Genomic DNA, 18,808 nt, shown 5'->3' on the forward strand with positions numbered 1-18,808 from the left:
TGATGAGGGTGCTTTATAGGTAATACTCATTATTTCAGAGAAAGGAAGCGATTACATTAAAAGCATTAGCTATAAGATAGGACAAGCTTATAGTTTTAGATTAGAAGATTAAGTAACCGGGGGAAAAGAGGGGAAATATGTTGAAAAAGAGAATAGTATCAAAGTTATTTAGCGTATTCATGGTACTAGCTATGATCTTTACGCTGTTTGGTCCGGCCATCGCTGTATCTGCAAATACAGATGCCAAGCCATTCAAACAAAACACAACGAATGAAAGTACGATCGAACTAAAAAAAGCAATTACGGAACAGCTGAGTTTACTGGATGATGGACCTAAACTAGACGAGTCTTTACAAGACCTATCAGGTAACCAAGATGTTGGGGTAATCATACATTTATCTGAAAAACCAGTTGCCCTTGAAAAAGGAATAAACAAATTAAGAGGAAGATCATTTTCTAGCACACAAGAGAACCAAGTAAGAAACAAAGTAAAAACACAACAAACGGCTGTAAAAAAAGAATTAACTACCAAAAAAATCGCAATGAAACAAGGCTATACATTTGATACCGTATTAAACGGCTTTGCAGCAACTGTAAAAGCCAATGATCTTCCAAAACTACTAACGGTTGAAGGAGTAACATTAGTAGAACCAGACACAATTGTTTATGCATCAGAAGAGCCACAAAAAACGAAGCCTTCTCCGATTAATAAAGATAGAATGGTAGAAGCAAAGATGAACACAAGTATTTCATACTTAGGCATTGAAAAACTTTGGAATGAAGGATTTGAAGGACAAGGCATAAAAGTAGCGGTACTTGATACTGGAATCGATGCAGATCATCCAGAATTTGCAGGTATTTATAAAGGTGGAAAAAACTTTATTCCTAATTCATCTACTTACACAAAAACTCGGACAGATAACGATGCATCGGAAACTTCACCGATTGAGCGACCTGCTGGAACACCAGAATTTAATGCACTAGGCAGCCCATTCTATACATCTCACGGTACACATGTGGCGGGGACAATAGCTGCAATCGGAGCGAACCAGTACGGCATTAAAGGGATAGCTCCAAAAGTAGATCTTTACGCGTATCGTGTACTTGGAGCATATGGAAGTGGAGCTACATCTGGAATTATAAAAGCAATTGACACAGCTGTTATTGAAAAGATGGATATTATAAATCTATCACTTGGTGGCGGTGCAAACACAGAAACAGATAGCGGATCTTTTGCTATAAATAATGCAATGATGGCTGGCACAATCGCTGTCATCGCAACTGGTAATTCTGGTCCTAACCGCGAAACAATGGGAACTCCAGCTACAGCACGTTTAGGTATAGCGGTCGGTAATACAACAAACCCAGAAACAATGTACAACGGAAAAGTGAATGTAACAGTTGGCGACTATCAGCTTACGAAACAATTACAGTTTATGGGTACTACTTTTGGAAAAGATTTAGCAACACAACTCCAAGGTGAATTTGACTTAGTAGCAGTTCCTGGAAATGGGGAAGCCAAAGATTATCAAGGAATCAATGTTAATGGTAAAGTTGCATTGATTTCTCGTGGTGGCACTGCATTTGTCGACAAAATTGCGCGTGCAAAAGAAAATGGAGCAGTCGCTGCGATTATCCATAACTTTGCAGGTGGCACAAATGCTCCAAATGCATCTAACGTCTTCCTAGGAGATTCTTTTGCGTTTATTCCAACGTTTGATATGTCCCAAACAGATGGGGATGCTATTCGAAAGGCGTTAAATGGGGGAGAAGGAAAAGTATCCTTTGATAATTTTAATTCTACTGCCACTGCAGGGGATGAAGTAAATGATTCTAGTTCACGTGGACCATCTACTCCAAACTTCGACATTAAGCCAGATGTAAGTGCACCTGGAACAAATATTATGTCTACCATCCCAATGTATAAAGCAGATTTCCCAACAGCTACTTATGACGAAGCATATGATCGTAAAACGGGAACATCTATGGCAACACCACATATTGCAGGTATTGCCGCGCTAGTGAAACAAGCAAATCCGGGCTGGAGCGCATTTGATGTTAAAGTGGCGCTTTCAAATACGGCTAAAGTTTTGAACACATCTAAATACGATGTATTTGCGCAAGGAGCTGGACGCGTAAATGCTTATGCAGCAGCTCATCCTAATGCACTTGCTTATGCAGTTGATCAAGCGGTACTGGACAGTAGTGGAGCAATCGTTGAAAACTTGAAAGGGACAGTTACATTTGGTCCGCAATCATTATCAGAAAACCTTTCTGTTACGAAACAAATTCGTGTGAAAGATTTGAAGGGTGTTGGCGGAAGTTATAGTGTAACAGTTGATACAACCAAAACATTCGGAGATGCTAAAGTAACGGTAGATCAACCAACATTCACTTTAAGCGGAGAGCAACTGATTAATGTTACATTAACAGCATCCAAAGCGATTGCACCAAAAGGAGCGGAAATTTTAGGATATATTCACATTAACGGTGGAGGCTCTGAAATTTCATTGCCATTTGCAGCAGACTTCGGTGGAGCAGCTGCTGTACAATTTAAAGATTTTGGTATTACAGAATCCGATCTTTCCTTTGATGGAGATGGAGTAAAAGATGAAGCAATGCTTAATTTCACCGTTACTGGTGACTTAGGATATAATATCATTCAAATTTGGGATATTATGAATCCAACAGGTGGAACGTATAAAGATGGCTATATTGGCTATTTGAGTGCTAGCTTCTCTCTTCAAGCAGGTGCTTGGCAATTACCAGTAAAAGGTCAGTACAGATCATGGGATAATCCAGCAGAACTAGCGGGAATTCCAGATGGACTTTATACATTTGATTTTTATGGAGTACCACTTTCGGGCAATCCAACTGCAGTTAGTGACTATGTTGGACCAGTAATCGTAAAAACAACAAAACCAAAAGTTGCGGGTTCTGTGAAAGATGGAGTAGCAACAGGTCAAGTAACGGACAAGTATATTGAATATAACGAAGAATTATATTTATACGGTTTAGAATATGACTTAAATGACAAGTTAAATGCTTCATATGTTGTTAATGGGGATACAGCCAATGCAGTAGAATTCGATTTAGCACAAGATGGATCGTTCTCATTCCCGGTAACAGCAGATACAGATTCTGTAAAAGTGGTTATTAATGATGCAGCAGGCAATGTAGGGGAAGCTTTAATATATGAAAAAGAAAAAGTGGTGGTTTCCCTTGCTGTAAATAAACCAGTACTTGATTTAGCGGTAGGCGGTACAGAGCAATTAACTGTTACAGAAACATTAACTCCTAAAGAAGGAACGCCGACTGACACAGATGTGACGGCAGAAGCTACGTATGTGGTAGCAGATGAAAGCATTGCAACAGTTACGAATGGTTTAGTAACTGCAGTTGGAAAAGGTGCTACAACAATCACTATTACACATGGTGAAAACGAAGTATCGATAAATATGTCGGTAAAAGAAGCGGATGTAATCGTACCAGGAGTTTCACTAACCGCTAACAAACCAACACTTGATTTACAAACAGGAAAAGAAGCACAGTTGAAAATTATAGAAGTAACAACAACGGCAGATGCTAAAACGAAAAAACAAGATGTGACAAAAGCGGCGACGTATAAAGTGAAGGACAAAAATATAGCTACTGTTAAAGACGGTTTAGTAACAGCGAAAAGTGCTGGGAGCACGACAATCACGGTTAAATACGGTGAAAAAGAACTAACTGTATATGTGACTGTTACAGATCTAGGCGTGGAACTAACTGCTAACAAACCAGCAATTGATTTGTTAAAAGGAAAAGAAGCTCAACTGAAAATCACAGAAGTAACAACAACGGCAGATGGCAAATCGAAAAAAGTAGACGTAACCAACTCTGCAAAGTATTCAGTAGCAAACGATGAAGTAGCTTCTGTAAAAAATGGATTAGTAACTGCTAAAAATGCAGGAACTACAACCATCACTGCTAATTACGGTGAAAAGGAAGTATCCATACCTGTAACAGTGACAGAAGAGATAGTAAAACTAGTAGTAAACAAAGAATCGATCAATTTAGAGACAGGAAAAGAAGTACAGCTGAAAATTACCGAAGAAACAACAAAGGTAAATGGAAATACGAAAAAAGTAGACGTAACGAAAGCAGCGACATATAAATCGACCGGCGACATCGTTTCCGTTAACAATGGTTTAGTGACAGCGATAAAAGCAGGAACTACAACTATTACTGCAACATACGGTAACAATGAAGTTCAGGTAGATGTAACCGTTACAGAACCGGTAGTAAAGCTAACTGTAAACAAAACACAACTAGATCTAAAACTAGATAAAGAAGCGAAACTGACGATCAAAGAAGTAATTACTTCGGCAGATGGAAAAACAAAACAAACAGACGTAACAAGTTTTGCCACATATACTTCAAGTAATGAAGAAGTGGCTACTGTAAAAAATGCAGTAGTAAGAGCAGTAGGTGCAGGGAGCGCAACGATCACTGCTAAATACGGTAATAGCGAAGTAACCGTAAATGTGACAGTGCAGAACCAAAAGTGAACAAAATAGAAATTGAACTAAAATCTTAATCTATTGTACCAAGCACTGAAACTCTAGCACTACCAGATTTCGATATAAAGCTACCAGCTCCAGAGTATAATGTACCAACTATCGAAATATTAACTCCGGGTTCTGGACCAGTACCAATCGCAGTATAAGAAATAATTCTAAAGAAACAGCTGGGGACACGTCCTCGGCTGTTTCTTTTTGGATTATTTCTATACAAGAGATTCACTTGTAACAAAGTGTCTAACAAAAGAACATAACAACTTTTCTAAATAATTTTTAAATCACTTCATTGAAAGGAACGTTTGTTCTATAATAGATTAAAAGGAGGAATGTGAATTGTTCACACTAATTAAGGAAGAAACAAATGAGTACACAACAGAACTTTTAGATCTTCGAAATGATTTCGTCTTTAAAACCTTTTTTAGCATTAAAAGAAACAATCATCTTCTATTAAGTTTTATCAACGCCATTTTAGAAGAAACAGTAACTTCGGTAGAAATAATTAATGCAAATTTAGACATGATGCACATAGCTGATAAAGCGTCCGTCATGGATCTTCGAATTGCTACAGAAACCAGGGAACAAATTAACATAGAAATGCAAGTAAGTGGACACCGGGCACTTCCAGAAAGAATGCTCATGTACTGGGCAAAAATGTATGCAAGTCAAGATGAAAAAGGTAGTTCAGGTTACAAACAATTAAGAAAAGTAACCCAAATTCTTATCGCAGACTTCAAATTGTTGCCAAAATCCCATTTCCATAGTAAATTTCAATTAATAGATAAAGAAAATTTAACGTTATATTCTGAGCACATAGAATTCCATGTAATAGAGCTTCCTAAAGTCTCCCGTAACTTGCATAACAGATCAAAAGAATTAGAAAAATGGTTGCTATTCTTGAAAGGAAATACAAAAACAAAGGAGGAAATAGCGATGGAAAGTTCAACATTCAAAGAAGCGTTCGAAGAAATTGAACGACTAAGCCAAGATCCTAAAACAAGAGCCCTTGCCATCTCCCGAGAAAAGTTCCTAAGAGACCAAAACCAAAGAGAATTAGAAGCTCGAATAGATGGAAAAGAAGAAGGAATAATACTTGGAATTGAACAAGGAATAGAACAAGGAGCACTCCAGGCCGAGGAAAAAATGGTACTTACAATGCACGCTAAAGGAAACACAGCACAAGCAATAGCAGACTTAACAGATATACCATTAGAAAGAGTAAAAAAAATCATCAATAAATAATGGCGCAAATATGCTCCAATCTCAAAAGAAACGGCTGAGTAAATGACTCTAGCTGTTTCTTTTTTTAAATTGAGAAAGAAATCTAAAATAATCCTATACACGACAAACAAAATTAAAAGAAAATCCTTTGACGTGGCAAATGACTTACGCGCAACATTCCCGTCCATTTGCGCAACGTTTTTAAAATGCGCAACATTATCCAAGTTATTCGCAACATTGAAAGCCATACGCGCAACTTTACCATCCATTTGCATAACGTTTTTAAAATATGCAACATTATCCAAGTTATTCGCAACATTGAAAGCCATATGCGCAACATTCCCGTCCATTTGCGCAACGTTTTTAAAATGCGCAACATTATCCAAGTTATTCGCAACATTAAAGCCATACGCGCAACTTTACTTTCCATTTGCACAACATTCCATCTCATACGCGCAACATTCTCTCCCAAACTATCTGCTTTCACTTTATTCCAAAAGCCAAAGCAAAGAAAAGGCCCAAAACCAATTCGGTTTCAGCCCTTCCCAACAATCTACTAATCCAAATATCTCCGAGCACCAGCATAGTTTCGCTTATAAACGCCAGCTGAAATAGATTCGATCTTCACTTTATCCGAAGCGTTCGGTGCATGAAGCATTTTACCATCTCCTACATACAATCCCACATGATACACCTTTCCTTTTCCACCGTTGCCAGCAAAAAAGACGAGATCACCAGGCTGTAATTTACTTTTTGAGACGGGTGTTCCTTTAGTTGCTTGATAGAACGAGTCGCGAGGGATAAGAATCCCATGGTTTTTATATACAGAGTAAATGATGCCGGAACAGTCAAATCCAAAAGAAGATGCACCTGCCCAAAGATAAGGTAGGCCGAGGAACATTTTAGCGCTATTTACGATATCTTTTTGAGTTGGTTTTGGAACTGCTGCGTAATTTTTATATACTTTTGCATCCTTTTTAGGCAAGTACTTGATGCCATTTTGAGGAGTAAGCACATGTAGCCATTCGCCTTCTTCTTTTATAACAGGAAGAATCGTTGTATAGCTGATATCTATATATTTATTCTTTTTCTTTGTATCGCTATATAGAGTAGAAGATTTTGCATTCACGATAGCAATTGAACAATTGGTAGTATCTGTTGTAGTTTCATATAAATGCGAAGTCGGAACCCAACCAGGATATCCTTCTTTTTGATAAGGCACATACTGGTCTTTGACTGCTATTTTGGACCATTTTCCGCTTTTTTGTAAGACGACGACTTCATCTCCGAATAACGCTTGTGTATCCGTTTTATCTACAAGCCACCATTTTTGTTTGAGATTCATCGTTTTCATCCATTTAGAAATGTCTACTGGAGTAGAAATAGAAGGGCGGTCGACGTCTCTATCTATGCCAGGCTTATGCCAAAGGGATGTAACTTGAACGTTCACTTTCACTGTTTTTATCTTGCTTGGTTTTTCGCAAGAAGCAGGAATGGTCGGTGCGGGTTGAACCGGAACCGGTGAAACAGGTGGTGCAGGAGGTGTTTTAATTCGGAATTCGGGATTTATTGCCCGAGCAATAAATACAGCAAAATCTGCTTTTGAAATGTTTGCTAATGGCTTAAATGTATTGTCTGCATAGCCAGTGGCAATTTTCAATGCTTGCAGTGTACTAATAGATTCTGCAACCCAATAAGTAGGTGACACATCGACAAATGGCGTCTTAGACGCACCTTTTAGATCAAAAGACCTAACAACAAAGACAGCGGCTTCTCCTCTGGTGAATGGGGCATCTGGATTGAATGCTCCATTCTCATCGGCTCTCATAACCCCACTGTTTGCAACGGTCGCCATGATTGAAAAGCTTGGGTGGTCAGCGGTAACATCCGTAAAATTGGGATCTAATGGATTCGCCGTATCAAGTCCGAGAGACTTCACAATCATTTCCGCAGCTTCTAAACGAGTAATCTCCGCATCCACACCGAAAGTTCTTCCGGGATCACCGGCTATAATGCCTTTCGAAGCTAAAAAATCCAGCTCTGCTTTTGCCGGATGATTATCTCCAACATCCTTATACAAAGGAGCAGCAGAGACACTACTAAAACTAGAAAATAAAAGAACAATAAGTGCAAAAAATACGATGAATCTTCTCATTCGGCTGAGTCTCCCTTAAGTTTGGTAGTTTTATAATAGTATAGACTATTTTTATAACCTTGTGTGCAAACTTTTCTGAATAATTGGTCTCATATAAAAGTGAATCAAAAGTTTCAAAAAATTTATTATTATTTGTAAATTATAACTATACATAGTTTCTAATATTTGATAATATGTAGAAGGAGAGGGGAATAATGGCGAAAAGAAGGAGATAACGTGAGAAAAAAGTATAACGATTTGACAGAAAAAGATTCTAAATTGATTAATCGAAGAGTATTAGCAGTTGAACCGTATTTTACGAATGGCAACAAATCGAAAATCACGACAACGCACGGGATTCATTATTCAAAAGTGTCTGTACTTGAGTTACTTAACAATGCTTGCATTCGCTATGCCTCTACTATAGAGGGACGTATGAAAGCGACGAAAGAAGTCATGGATTACAATCAGAAAACACCTGTCCTCATTAATCCGAATGAGTTCGGTGCATTTCCAACATTATCATACAAAGATATTGAGTGTGTTTGGATATTTAATCATCACTTCTACGTAAATGAGTTAGGTAATGGAAAATCGCAAATCGTATTTGACAACGGAATTCACCTGACCGTAAAAGCCTCCAAGAATGTATTACTAAAACAACAACAAAGATTACATACAGCGATCAGTATATTTAGCAATATGGAGCATTCAGAGTAAAAAAATCTGAAAAGAAAAAGCAGTCGAAGAAAAAAACTTCGTCTGCTTTTTTGCTGCTGATTCATTTATAGCAGTATTCTACTTTCGATACGAACAAATGAATAACTTCCTCCTCATAAACATGTAGTTTCAGCCTACATACTGTGCGTATGCCAATTAGTACGTTCACGAAAATCCATATATCCTATATCTACCTAGGAATAACTGAACCGTGCACGAGTCAAAAGGAACGCACAGTGAACACCTTTGAAGAAGTACTGCCGCAATATGAACCAATGATTTCTGCCTGCATTCGCAAATTGCATATTTACAAAAATCACGAGCTATATAAACAAGCCGGAAGAATTGCCTTATGGAAAGCATGGGTAAAGTTCGATGCAACAAAAGGGGATTTCGCACCATATGCCTATCGATGCATTTATGGAGCGATGCTGGATGAGCTAAAAAAGGAAAAGCATCAGGAAGAATATATCGATGTAGTAGAAGATGAAAAACTGTCCATTCTACTAGAAAAGTCGCTCGTCACCAGCTTCGTCAATGAAGAACTAGGAATAGCTCTAGAAAACTTAACTGAAAATGAACGGGAGCTGTTGCTCTGGATTTTTGTTGAAGGCATCTCCCTTCAACAAGCCGCTACACGAGCAGGCATAACAATTCCTGGCATCAAAAAAAGACGCGAACGCTTACTACTAAAACTAAGAGAAAAACTGACTCAGTAATCGAAAAAGCTCTGTAGAGAAGGAAACATCTCTGCAGAGCTTTATTTTTTGTGCTACCATGGTTCCAATAAATGGCTTAACAAGACAAATTAAGCAGTGAACGCGACAAACTAACCTTCGAGCACGACAAAACTCTACTGAACGCGACCAAACCACCCCCGAACGCGACAAACCCTAACCTAGCCAATCAAATCAAATAAATCATCCGATCCAAATAAGTCCCCAGCATCGTACCGGCCAAAATAGTCACCAAAATCAACATCAACAAAACAAACACCAAAATATATAGAATAAAACCATACAGAGAATCCATCCCAGGTGCCTTTTTAGTTGCTAAAAAACTAACCAAGTACAGCGGCAACACAAACAAAGCAAATATAAAACTAACGACCAATACAAACTGCCCATATGTAAAAGATTGAATAACCATCAGCAAAAATGCCAACCCAACACTCACCAAAACGGGAGACAGCTGCCCTCCATAAAAACTAACAATAGCCTTCACCGAATTCGGGGAACCAAAAAAGTTATTCGCGATAAAAAGGGCAAATACCGCAATCCCAAACAACAAAAATACGAGCAACATAATCTGAAAGAAAAAAGGAAAAAAGCCTAAAGACTCCCCAAAATAATTCCGGTTAACTACTAAAAACAGAGAAACGGTGTACAAAATGGCAAACAAAATAATGCTAAGCAAGCCGTTCGTAAAATCCTTTTCTCCTTGCTCAAATGCTCGGGAAGGATTTTTTAATTGCTGTACAAAATAGGCGCTGTACACTTTGGATTGCTTTTTAATCTTTTCTATATGGATATTTGGTTCAATTTGTTGAGCGGAAGATCTTTTTTTCACTACAACACTCGGCTCTTCTAATTTTTCACCACATATTCCACAAAAGTTCCCAATGGCTTGTTCGTGACTACAATTAGAACATACGATATGAAATTCCTCCTGCGTTCTTTTTTTTATGATAAAAATTATAAACTTGTTTACTCAGTGTCGATCTAGCTTCAGCGCCTTGCCCCTCGAGGTCAAATGGGAAAAAGCTGTGGTGGCTGAGGAGCTGCCTCCTCGCTTTTCCCCATTTGCCTGTCGGGGCAGACATAGGCGCTTGCACTTTTCAACTCCGTCATAACGGGTAGGAAACCCCTACTTGAATGAAGTTTCACTTATATACATCGTATGAGATCGGTAGGACTAATATTCCGATTGGTATCATCCTGTCTAAAACGACCCTACAATCATAGAAAAAGTCGGATTTTGGTGAATGTTAGAACATTAGAAGAATCGTTTGCAATACCACTAAACTAAGCGATATGATAGGTAAAAAAAGGCGGGATATGAATTGGAAATGACTGTAGGACGCAATAACCCATGTCCGTGCGGGAGTGGGTAAAAATATAAAAAATGTCATGGTGGCAAAGAAGTCGTATCGCTTCAGCAAGTGGTTGATAAAGAATTGAGCTCCATCATCGAAAACTTTTATAAAGAATATCCAGAACGAAAAGACATATATGAGCTACGTCTTCTACTTAACAAATGGAATGCAAGATTAAAAGGATTTTGGCCACCAAATCGAATCGAGCAACAACTGGTAGATTACTATTTACTATTACAAAAGACAGGCATTTGGACAAATTACGTAGAAAAACAATTGCAAAAAACAATACGTCCATCCGTCATTCAAGTGCTTGAGAAGTGGACAAGCCCAATGATGATTATCGGAGAAGTATTAGAGACACAGCAATCGTTTATTCAATTGAAAGAAATTGTAGATGGCAAGGTGTATGAACTCGAAACATTAGGCGGAGATTCAAAAGTAGATATAGGCAGTTATGTAGTAGGCATCGTGTTACCGGATAGTCGCCGAGGAGAAAATGGCATTATGATTCTTTCAGGTGTAGCATTCTTGCCAAATAGAATTTCAGAGAGCTTAAAGCAAGTGAAGCAGCTTGCCACAGAAAGCAAACTAGATACACAGGCATTCTACCGTGAACATATGCTAGACTGCTTAACATTCATCCATGTAAGTGAAAAAAGCGAGGATGAAACACCTAAAGTCAATATGGAAAGTCAGACTATGGTAAGTGATAATGAGAAACAAGATTCAACAATGACGGAAAAACAAACAGAAATGCTAGTAGCTTTGGAAGACATGATGAACGAGAAAGGGATACATAACGACGAACTGATCCGTATATTCCGTTCCTACTTAACCGAATGTGCTCCAAACCCACGAAAAGCAGGAGCCGCAGCAGCCGGTGCTATCCGTTTTGCAAAAGAACGTTTGTCTGCAGATGAATTCCCATGGACGAATAAAGAAATAGCGGCTATGTTCGAAGTATCCACATCGACGGTTCAAAAGTATTTTGAAGAGATAGAAGCTTTTTCAGCTGTCCCTGTATAAGACATAATTTGAGAAAAAAAGCTAAATTGTTCCTTACACAGGGAACAATTTCAGCGTCTCAATTTAGGATCTAAATATTTATGAAAAACTATTTTCTTCGAATTTTCTAGTTCTCGCTTTGCTAATTTGGGAGAATAAAACATCGTAGACCCTAATGCAAGCTTGTCCGCCTCTGCTTCATAATCGATAACTGAAATATTACGATTACCTGATCTTTTCAAAATATCGATCAAGTCACTAGTCCCCATATCGACTCCTAAAATAACATGCTCTGTCTTTCTTTTCTTACTCAGATGTTGATGCATTTTATGCTTCCTCTTTTCATGCGTTTTATTGCGTATATCATATCATTTATTGTTGTTCTTTGGTATGGAGAGAGTTTAATAAAATTCAGAATTTTGTCGACCACTAGCTGTTACTGGAAAACCAATCCATTAAAAAAGTTGAATAGTTTCCAGTTAAATAGTAATATTAAAATGGATAAAATATATTGTCAATTTTTCGACAATCTATAAAGAGAATAGAGGAGGAGAAACATGAGTAAACGTCTTATTAAGCAAACGACAGCAGCAGTATTACTTACAACATCGGTATTATCATTTTCATCCGCTGCACTAGGGGCGACGAATTCATCCGTGGATCAATCGGTGAATAAGGTGAAAGTAGAATTGAACAATGCGACGAAGCATTATGTGTATCCATCACTAGATGGGAAGCTTGCTCCAAGCAGCAAACTATACCCTGCGTTAAACAGTGCGAAGAAAAACTATCAACTTACTAGAAGTGCAGTAGTATCTTCAAAACTATCTTCTGCGCAAAAGAATGCAAAGTTGAAAGAGATTGATGCGCTTTACAATGAAAAAATTTCAGGCGGATTAGTACCATATATTGATGCATACAACTATGCAACAAAATATTTAGTGCCGATCATGAATGAGATCGCAGCAGCACAAGAAAGAAATGACTTTGCAGCTGTTGAAAAAGGGTACCACAAATTATCGTACCAATTAAAAGGTAGAACAGCGATTCTATACCGTTTCTCTGGTAAAGCTGCTCGTGATCTTCTACTGGCAGAGTACAAAAAACCAGCAGATGCAAAACGCAATGAATTAATGGTTCCTGTAACAATCACGATGAAAATTACAGAGATTAACGATTTATTGAAAGCTGGCAAAAAAGCAGAAGCTAAAACAGAGTTTGCAGAAATCGAAGCGCTATTACACCGTCTTCCAAATGCTTCAACAAACAAATTTGTTGCTGCATTGTTAGCAGAAGTAGCGAAAGTGAAAGCAGCTGTTGGCGAAACTACACCAGTAACACCACCAGTAGTTACTCCAGTTGATCCACCAGCAACAGGCGGTGGCGGAGATGATACACCTTCGCAACCATCACAACAACAAATTTTAAACAATAAAGTTGCAGCTTTAGTAACATTGCTAAATTCAAAAGAAGGCGATAAAGCAACTGCTGAATCAACTGGAACTAATGCTTTAACTGTTACATTGAAAAAAGATTTAAAACAGGAAGACTTTGTAGCTTATTTAGGACAAGGATTCTATTCGAAGTTTATTAGTGAAGTTGGAGTGACGAAATTAAATGGCTTAGATCCAAAATCTACAGAAGCCGTTCTATATTTACAATCTCAGATCCCAACTGATGTAGATTCACTTGCTGATTTAGATGGTAAGACAATCACTTTACCTGTAACTGTTAACAATGGATCAGCATTAAATGTTGATTTTAAAGTTACGTTCAAATTCGAAAAGTAAAATGCCAAACCCTTCACATCGACACGATGTGGAGGGTTTTTCTACATGATCTGACATTATTCTCTACTCTTCTATAATTCTTCATGCTAAACTAGGCATATAAACACGCAGACAAAGGAGAATTTTATGAAGAAACTGAAAATCTTTTTAATAGCAGCATTAGTCATCATACTCGGAGCGGGAGGCTACTTGCTTTATATGTTCAAATTTAAAGAATATGATGTAGCGGATGAAGAAGTGAGTGAGATCGTTGCAGATCCATACAAAGTGGAACTTCCGGACGGAAGCACACTTATCATCGACGAAGAAGGAGAAGTTGTCCAAGAGACAGCGACATCTGAAACAAATACAAAAACAAATACGAATACAGTTACGACAAGTGGATCCTCCCTTGAAGAAAAGTTAGCAGGAAAGACGGCTGGACCTGGCACCGGTTCAACAACAAGTTCAGGAAATAGCACAAATGGAACGGCTACGACTTCCTCTACGGAAAAACCAACAGTTGCATCGATAAAGGATAAATACAGACCAGCATTAGAAGGTTTAGAAGCACAAGCAGACACTAAGATTAATGCACTCATTGGACGAGCAGTGAGTGAATACAACGATAAGCAAGCAAATGGAGAAAAAGTGGACTTTGGCTATTTTTACAACAAATACATGGCAGCAGCTAACAATCTAGAAGCAAGCACAGATACAGTTTTCCATGCAGTAATAGGTGCAGTAGAAAAAGATCTTACTGCTAATGGCTATGATAAGTCCTACGCACAAAGTTTTAAAGATGAATACGAAGCAACCAAGAAAGCCAGACGTGATGGTATATTAAAAAAAGCACTTGGAAGCCAATAAAAAACGAAAATCCCTTCGGTGAAGTTTATGACCGAAGGGATTTTCGTTTATTTCAATTCTAAATGTGTTCTTAAAACAGTACGTATAGCCGCAAGCTCCTCATTATTCATCATATAGTACCAAATTCCGTCGATTGTCTTGCCTTGACCTTCTTTCATATAAAGCTGATCCACATGTCCTACCGCATCCCGGTAGTTAGCTTGAACATCGACCATTTCATCAAACGTCATATTGGTACGAATATTTTTCCCGATTGCGCCAAAAATACTTTTGTAGTTAAGTAAACTATTAATAGTTGCACCTTCGCGTAAAACTGCTTGTATAACTTGCTTTTGACGGTCTTGGCGTCCAAAATCTCCTCGTGGATCCTCATACCGCATACGAGTATATGCTAGTGCTTCATCTCCGCCAAGGGTGTTAGCGCCTTTAGGAAAAGTATAGTTGCCGGATGTGAAATCTAAAGAATTAGTAACGGTAATTCCACCAATTGCATCCACGATATCTTTAAAACTTTCCATATTAACTTGTACAACATAGTCAATGGGAATATCGAGTAAATTTTCTACCGTATTCATCGACATCTCAATGCCCCCAAAAGCGTATGCATGATTAATCTTGTCCTTTACACCTCTGCCGATTATCTCTGTGTAGGTGTCACGAGGAATACTGAGCATTTTAGTAGATTGAGAAGTTGGATTGACTGTCATTACGATCATCGTATCCGATCGGCCTTTATCATAGCTACGCTCGTCCACTCCAAGAATCAGTACAGAAAAAGGTTCCTTTTTCGTAAATGCCACAGATTCCTTTCGTTTATCAGAAACCTTTCGTTCAATCGGCTCATGCATTTGTTTTGCTGTCTCAGTTAAATCTTTGTAAATAATGGAGCCGTAAACTATCAACCCAAGAATAATAACTACGATCATGCCAACAATCCACGGCCATTTTTTTCTCTTCTTTTCAGTTGAAGACTCCATCGCATTCCTCCGTTATTTTCCAGTAAAATAATTAATCAGAGGGGATGCCCAGACTTTCGCACCTTCACTATTTGGACTCTGGTCTTCGGTTAACAAAGATTTCAAACTAGAGTCAGTCGTATCTGGCCAAGCATTCCAATGATTAATATAAGGATATGCATTAGTAGCCGAAAAATTCTCCAAAGCACGAATTTGTACTAAATAAAAATTCGCATGATAGATAGGATAAGAAGGCTGTAGTACAATTACAGCATCGGATACTTCTTCTATAGCCTTCTCTTTGAACGCTTTAATATGTTTCTGTTCGTCTTCAATTTTTACTATTCCATTATTATTAAGTGTAAAAGGCTCTAAAAGAATAAGGTCATATTCTTTTTCCCAATCAATTTCTGCCATATTTTTATCGATAAATTGTTTCGATGTACCGTCGAACGGTGCAATTGTCGTCTCGATAAAATTATCATATGTATCCTTTAAAGCGTTTGCTAGTAAAGTTGCGTAGCCTGGTGCTCCGCTTTCCATCGCATTAGAGCCAACAATGAGTAATTGTACTTTCTCCTCGGCGTCCAATCTATTCAACACCAAGTTTTGTATTTGTTCATCCGCATTTATTAGAGCTTCTTCGACAGTTGTTCTACTTAATTGAATAGCCTCCTTCTTTTTAGGTGCTACAATATCCTCTTTTCCTACAGGTCCTGTCTGGGTATAATGAATTATTTCCTTGTCTGTTTTCACATTATTGATCCTCGATTTCCAAGATGCATAACTGGAAATAAGCACAGCAATACAAGTAACACTAATAACCAGTGCCATAATACGCCCGTATTTCACATGCAACCCTCCTTAACTCTTATTAAACTAATCTTACACTTATTGTGGTTATATTATACTGCTCTATGATAGAATATTAAAGATGAAGGCGCAAAATGCCGACATATGCTATACTATATCGAAAATAGAAGAATCAAAATTAAAGGAGTTATCAGTTAATGGAAGAAACAATCAGCCTCCAGGATTTATTTAAAACACTGAAAAAAAGATTATTATTAATCATACTGACAACCATTATCGCAATAACCGTCAGTGGAGTTGTTAGCTTTCTTTATCTGACACCCATTTATCAGTCCTCTACACAAATTTTAGTCAATCAAGAAAGAGTAGATATTAGTACATTAAACTCCCAAGACATACAAACAAACTTACAACTAATAAATACATACAACGTAATTATTAAGAGTCCTGCAATATTAAGTAAAGTAATTGAACAACTAGATCTAAACACAACACCAGCTGCATTAACTGGTCAAATTACAGTAACTAACCAACAAAATTCCCAAGTAGTGAATATTACAGTACAAGATGCCAATCCTAGTATTGCAGTGGATATTGCAAACACCACAGCTACTGTATTCCAAGATGAAATTAAAAAGTTAATGAAGGTAGACAATGTAAGTATTCTAACACCAGCTGTACTAGGCGAGAATCCATCTCCGGTAAAACCAGATCCAATGCTTAATATGGCGATCGCAGCTGTTGTCGGTTTAATGCTAGGAGTAGGAATCGCATTTCTATTAGAGTATCTAGATACAACGATGAAAACAGAACAAGATGTCGAAGAAATTTTAAATTTACCGATACTTGGATTAATCAGCACTATTTCAGATAAAGAGATTCAACAAACAATGATGCAAATTCCGCAAAGAAGAAAGAGGTAGTTAAATGGCTAGAGCAAAAACGAAAAAAACAAAGAAGCGTGCTCTTCAAACCGTAGCACGAAAACTTGTTACTAGTGTAAATACAAGATCTATTGTGTCGGAACAATTCCGCACACTACGTACGAACATTAACTTTTCTATGCCAGACAAAGAATTGAAAACATTCCTAGTTACCTCTTCCTCTCCAGGGGAAGGAAAATCGACCGTGGCTGCAAATACAGCTGTTGTATTTGCACAAGAAGGGAAAAAAGTGCTGTTAGTGGATGCAGATATGCGAAAACCTACTGTGCACTATACATTCCATCTAACAAACACGCTTGGAACATCCAATCTATTAACAAGGCAAGCAACTATAGCAGAAGTAGTAAAAACAAGCGAAATAGAAAACTTGGATATTATTACTTGCGGTCCTATTCCGCCCAATCCAGCAGAGCTTTTAAGCTCGCAAATGATGGAAAAAGTAATGGAAGAGATGAAGGAAACCTACGACATTATTATTTTTGATGCTCCACCAGTTTTATCGGTGGCGGATGCTCAAATACTCTCCAATAAGTGTGAAGGGACGATACTTATAATGAGTGCGGGGGAAACGGAGAAAAATGGAGTGCTAAAAGCGAAAGAAGCACTGGTCTCTTCTCAAGCGAATATTATTGGAGTAGTCTTGAACAACTTCAAATTACAAAAGGAACATTATTACTATCAATATTATGGAAATGCCGAATGAATGGGTACTTTTACCTAATCATTCTTTTTTTGTTTATCATATAGGAAAAAGGGGTAAGGAAAAATGATTGACATACATGCGCATATTCTCCCAGATGTAGATGACGGACCTCAAAACTTAACGGAATCGATCGTGCTAATCGAAAAAGCGGTAAAAGATGGGATTACGGATATTATTGCAACACCGCATGTGGATAATCCACATTATAATGTTTCGCAAAACGTGGTATTAGAAAAAATAGAACTACTAAATAACGAAGTGAAAAAAAATAATCTATCTATGAATATACACCCAGGACAAGAAATAAGAATAGGTGAGAACACAATTGAAAAGTTGACGAATGGTGAGCTCCTAACACTTGCTAATTCTAAATATGTATTAATCGAGTTGCCAACTGGAGGAATACCTGCGTACACTGTTCAAATAATTCAAGGAATTTTAAACTTAGACAAAGTACCTATTATTGCACATCCAGAGAGGAATCGAGCAATAGCAGAAAAACCTAGTAGATTATTGAAGTTGATCAATCACGGAGCATTAGCCCAAATTACTGCGGGAAGTTTAGCGGGTCATTACGGTAGAAACATACAAAAGCAATCGCTTCAATTGGTCGATGCCAATTTAGTGCATACCTATGGTTCTGATGTGCATAATGCGAAAACTCGTCCTTTTCTGTTTGATGCGGGGTTACGTTATTTGGAAAAGCATAAAAGACTAGATGCAGTAGATATATTTTTAGAGAATAATGCACGAATAGTAGAAAACATTGAAGTAATCATTTTAGAGCCAAAAGCACTAGAAAAGTCTAAGTGGTGGAAGATATTTGCTTGAATTAACAGAAAATAATAGATTTATCTGATAATAAGTATGTCGCTAACTATAGCTAAACTATGTAATATAGAGTAATTATTAAGTGGTTGGTTCTTTTGGCTTATTCAATTGTCATTTCCAATAATTACTCTAAATAAAATCAACTAAGATTATTACAAAAGTGCTATAATCATTTATGGAAAAGA

15 protein-coding genes are annotated in these 18,808 nt (G+C 37.7%); 10 read left to right on the forward strand and 5 right to left on the reverse strand.

What is annotated here, in order from left to right; translation table 11 throughout:
* Positions 1-137 precede the first annotated feature (137 nt).
* Together ACIP9W_RS03305 and ACIP9W_RS03310 are read left to right on the forward strand one after the other, a co-directional pair.
* Positions 138-4,550 carry a S8 family serine peptidase gene (locus ACIP9W_RS03305; RefSeq protein ID WP_400786003.1) on the forward strand — a complete coding sequence of 1,471 codons (4,413 nt, stop codon included), beginning with the start codon at positions 138-140 and terminating at the stop codon, positions 4,548-4,550.
* A gap of 345 nt (positions 4,551-4,895) precedes the next feature.
* The gene (locus tag ACIP9W_RS03310; RefSeq protein WP_400786005.1) at positions 4,896-5,801 is read left to right on the forward strand and encodes an Rpn family recombination-promoting nuclease/putative transposase; all 906 of its coding nucleotides are present in this window, start codon (positions 4,896-4,898) and stop codon (positions 5,799-5,801) included.
* Positions 5,802-6,336: 535 nt separating this feature from the next.
* On the opposite strand, the gene ACIP9W_RS03315 is transcribed toward ACIP9W_RS03310, so the two are convergent.
* A complete protein-coding gene (locus ACIP9W_RS03315; RefSeq protein WP_400786008.1) occupies positions 6,337-7,935 on the reverse strand; it encodes an S-layer homology domain-containing protein in 1,599 nt (532 codons plus the stop codon).
* A 216-nt stretch (positions 7,936-8,151) separates the two neighbouring features.
* Between ACIP9W_RS03315 and ACIP9W_RS03320 the strand changes: the two genes are divergently transcribed.
* Together ACIP9W_RS03320 and ACIP9W_RS03325 are read left to right on the forward strand one after the other, a co-directional pair.
* A complete protein-coding gene (locus ACIP9W_RS03320; protein WP_400786010.1) occupies positions 8,152-8,634 on the forward strand; it encodes a competence protein ComK in 483 nt (160 codons plus the stop codon).
* Positions 8,635-8,870: 236 nt separating this feature from the next.
* Positions 8,871-9,353 (forward strand): sigma-70 family RNA polymerase sigma factor, encoded by a 483-nt coding sequence (locus ACIP9W_RS03325; RefSeq protein ID WP_400786012.1) that lies wholly within the window; start codon positions 8,871-8,873, stop codon positions 9,351-9,353.
* Positions 9,354-9,540: 187 nt separating this feature from the next.
* Here the strand turns inward: ACIP9W_RS03325 and ACIP9W_RS03330 are convergent, their stop codons facing one another.
* Positions 9,541-10,203 carry a hypothetical protein gene (locus tag ACIP9W_RS03330; protein WP_400786014.1) on the reverse strand — a complete coding sequence of 221 codons (663 nt, stop codon included), beginning with the start codon at positions 10,201-10,203 and terminating at the stop codon, positions 9,541-9,543.
* Positions 10,204-10,810: 607 nt separating this feature from the next.
* On the opposite strand from ACIP9W_RS03330, the gene ACIP9W_RS03335 reads away from it, so the two are divergent.
* Positions 10,811-11,758 carry a hypothetical protein gene (locus tag ACIP9W_RS03335; RefSeq protein WP_400786016.1) on the forward strand — a complete coding sequence of 316 codons (948 nt, stop codon included), beginning with the start codon at positions 10,811-10,813 and terminating at the stop codon, positions 11,756-11,758.
* A 50-nt stretch (positions 11,759-11,808) separates the two neighbouring features.
* Here the strand turns inward: ACIP9W_RS03335 and ACIP9W_RS03340 are convergent, their stop codons facing one another.
* The gene (locus tag ACIP9W_RS03340; protein ID WP_400786018.1) at positions 11,809-12,063 is read right to left on the reverse strand and encodes a hypothetical protein; all 255 of its coding nucleotides are present in this window, start codon (positions 12,061-12,063) and stop codon (positions 11,809-11,811) included.
* Between the two features lie 231 nt (positions 12,064-12,294).
* Here ACIP9W_RS03340 and ACIP9W_RS03345 point away from each other — a divergent pair, with 231 nt between their 5' ends.
* Both ACIP9W_RS03345 and ACIP9W_RS03350 read left to right on the forward strand, forming a co-directional pair.
* On the forward strand, positions 12,295-13,527 hold the full coding sequence (locus ACIP9W_RS03345; RefSeq protein WP_400786019.1) for a hypothetical protein: 1,233 nt from the start codon (positions 12,295-12,297) through the stop codon (positions 13,525-13,527).
* A 126-nt stretch (positions 13,528-13,653) separates the two neighbouring features.
* A complete protein-coding gene (locus ACIP9W_RS03350) occupies positions 13,654-14,376 on the forward strand; it encodes a flagellar basal body-associated FliL family protein (RefSeq protein ID WP_400786021.1) in 723 nt (240 codons plus the stop codon).
* 47 nt (positions 14,377-14,423) lie between these two features.
* Here ACIP9W_RS03350 and ACIP9W_RS03355 read toward each other — a convergent pair whose 3' ends face one another.
* Together ACIP9W_RS03355 and ACIP9W_RS03360 are read right to left on the reverse strand one after the other, a co-directional pair.
* The gene (locus ACIP9W_RS03355; protein ID WP_400786024.1) at positions 14,424-15,353 is read right to left on the reverse strand and encodes an LCP family glycopolymer transferase; all 930 of its coding nucleotides are present in this window, start codon (positions 15,351-15,353) and stop codon (positions 14,424-14,426) included.
* A gap of 12 nt (positions 15,354-15,365) precedes the next feature.
* The gene (locus ACIP9W_RS03360; protein ID WP_400786027.1) at positions 15,366-16,184 is read right to left on the reverse strand and encodes an SGNH/GDSL hydrolase family protein; all 819 of its coding nucleotides are present in this window, start codon (positions 16,182-16,184) and stop codon (positions 15,366-15,368) included.
* A gap of 158 nt (positions 16,185-16,342) precedes the next feature.
* On the opposite strand from ACIP9W_RS03360, the gene ACIP9W_RS03365 reads away from it, so the two are divergent.
* The 3 genes from ACIP9W_RS03365 (at position 16,343) to ACIP9W_RS03375 (ending at position 18,623) form a co-directional block, all read left to right on the forward strand.
* A complete protein-coding gene (locus ACIP9W_RS03365) occupies positions 16,343-17,068 on the forward strand; it encodes a YveK family protein (RefSeq protein ID WP_400786029.1) in 726 nt (241 codons plus the stop codon).
* A 4-nt stretch (positions 17,069-17,072) separates the two neighbouring features.
* Entirely contained in the window at positions 17,073-17,792 is a 720-nt protein-coding gene (locus tag ACIP9W_RS03370; RefSeq protein ID WP_400786031.1) for a CpsD/CapB family tyrosine-protein kinase, read from the forward strand.
* A 63-nt stretch (positions 17,793-17,855) separates the two neighbouring features.
* Entirely contained in the window at positions 17,856-18,623 is a 768-nt protein-coding gene (locus ACIP9W_RS03375; RefSeq protein ID WP_400786033.1) for a tyrosine-protein phosphatase, read from the forward strand.
* Positions 18,624-18,808 lie beyond the last annotated feature (185 nt).

The organism is Psychrobacillus sp. NPDC093180 (genome assembly GCF_044754065.1).
Classification (GTDB): Bacteria; Bacillota; Bacilli; order Bacillales_A; family Planococcaceae; genus Psychrobacillus.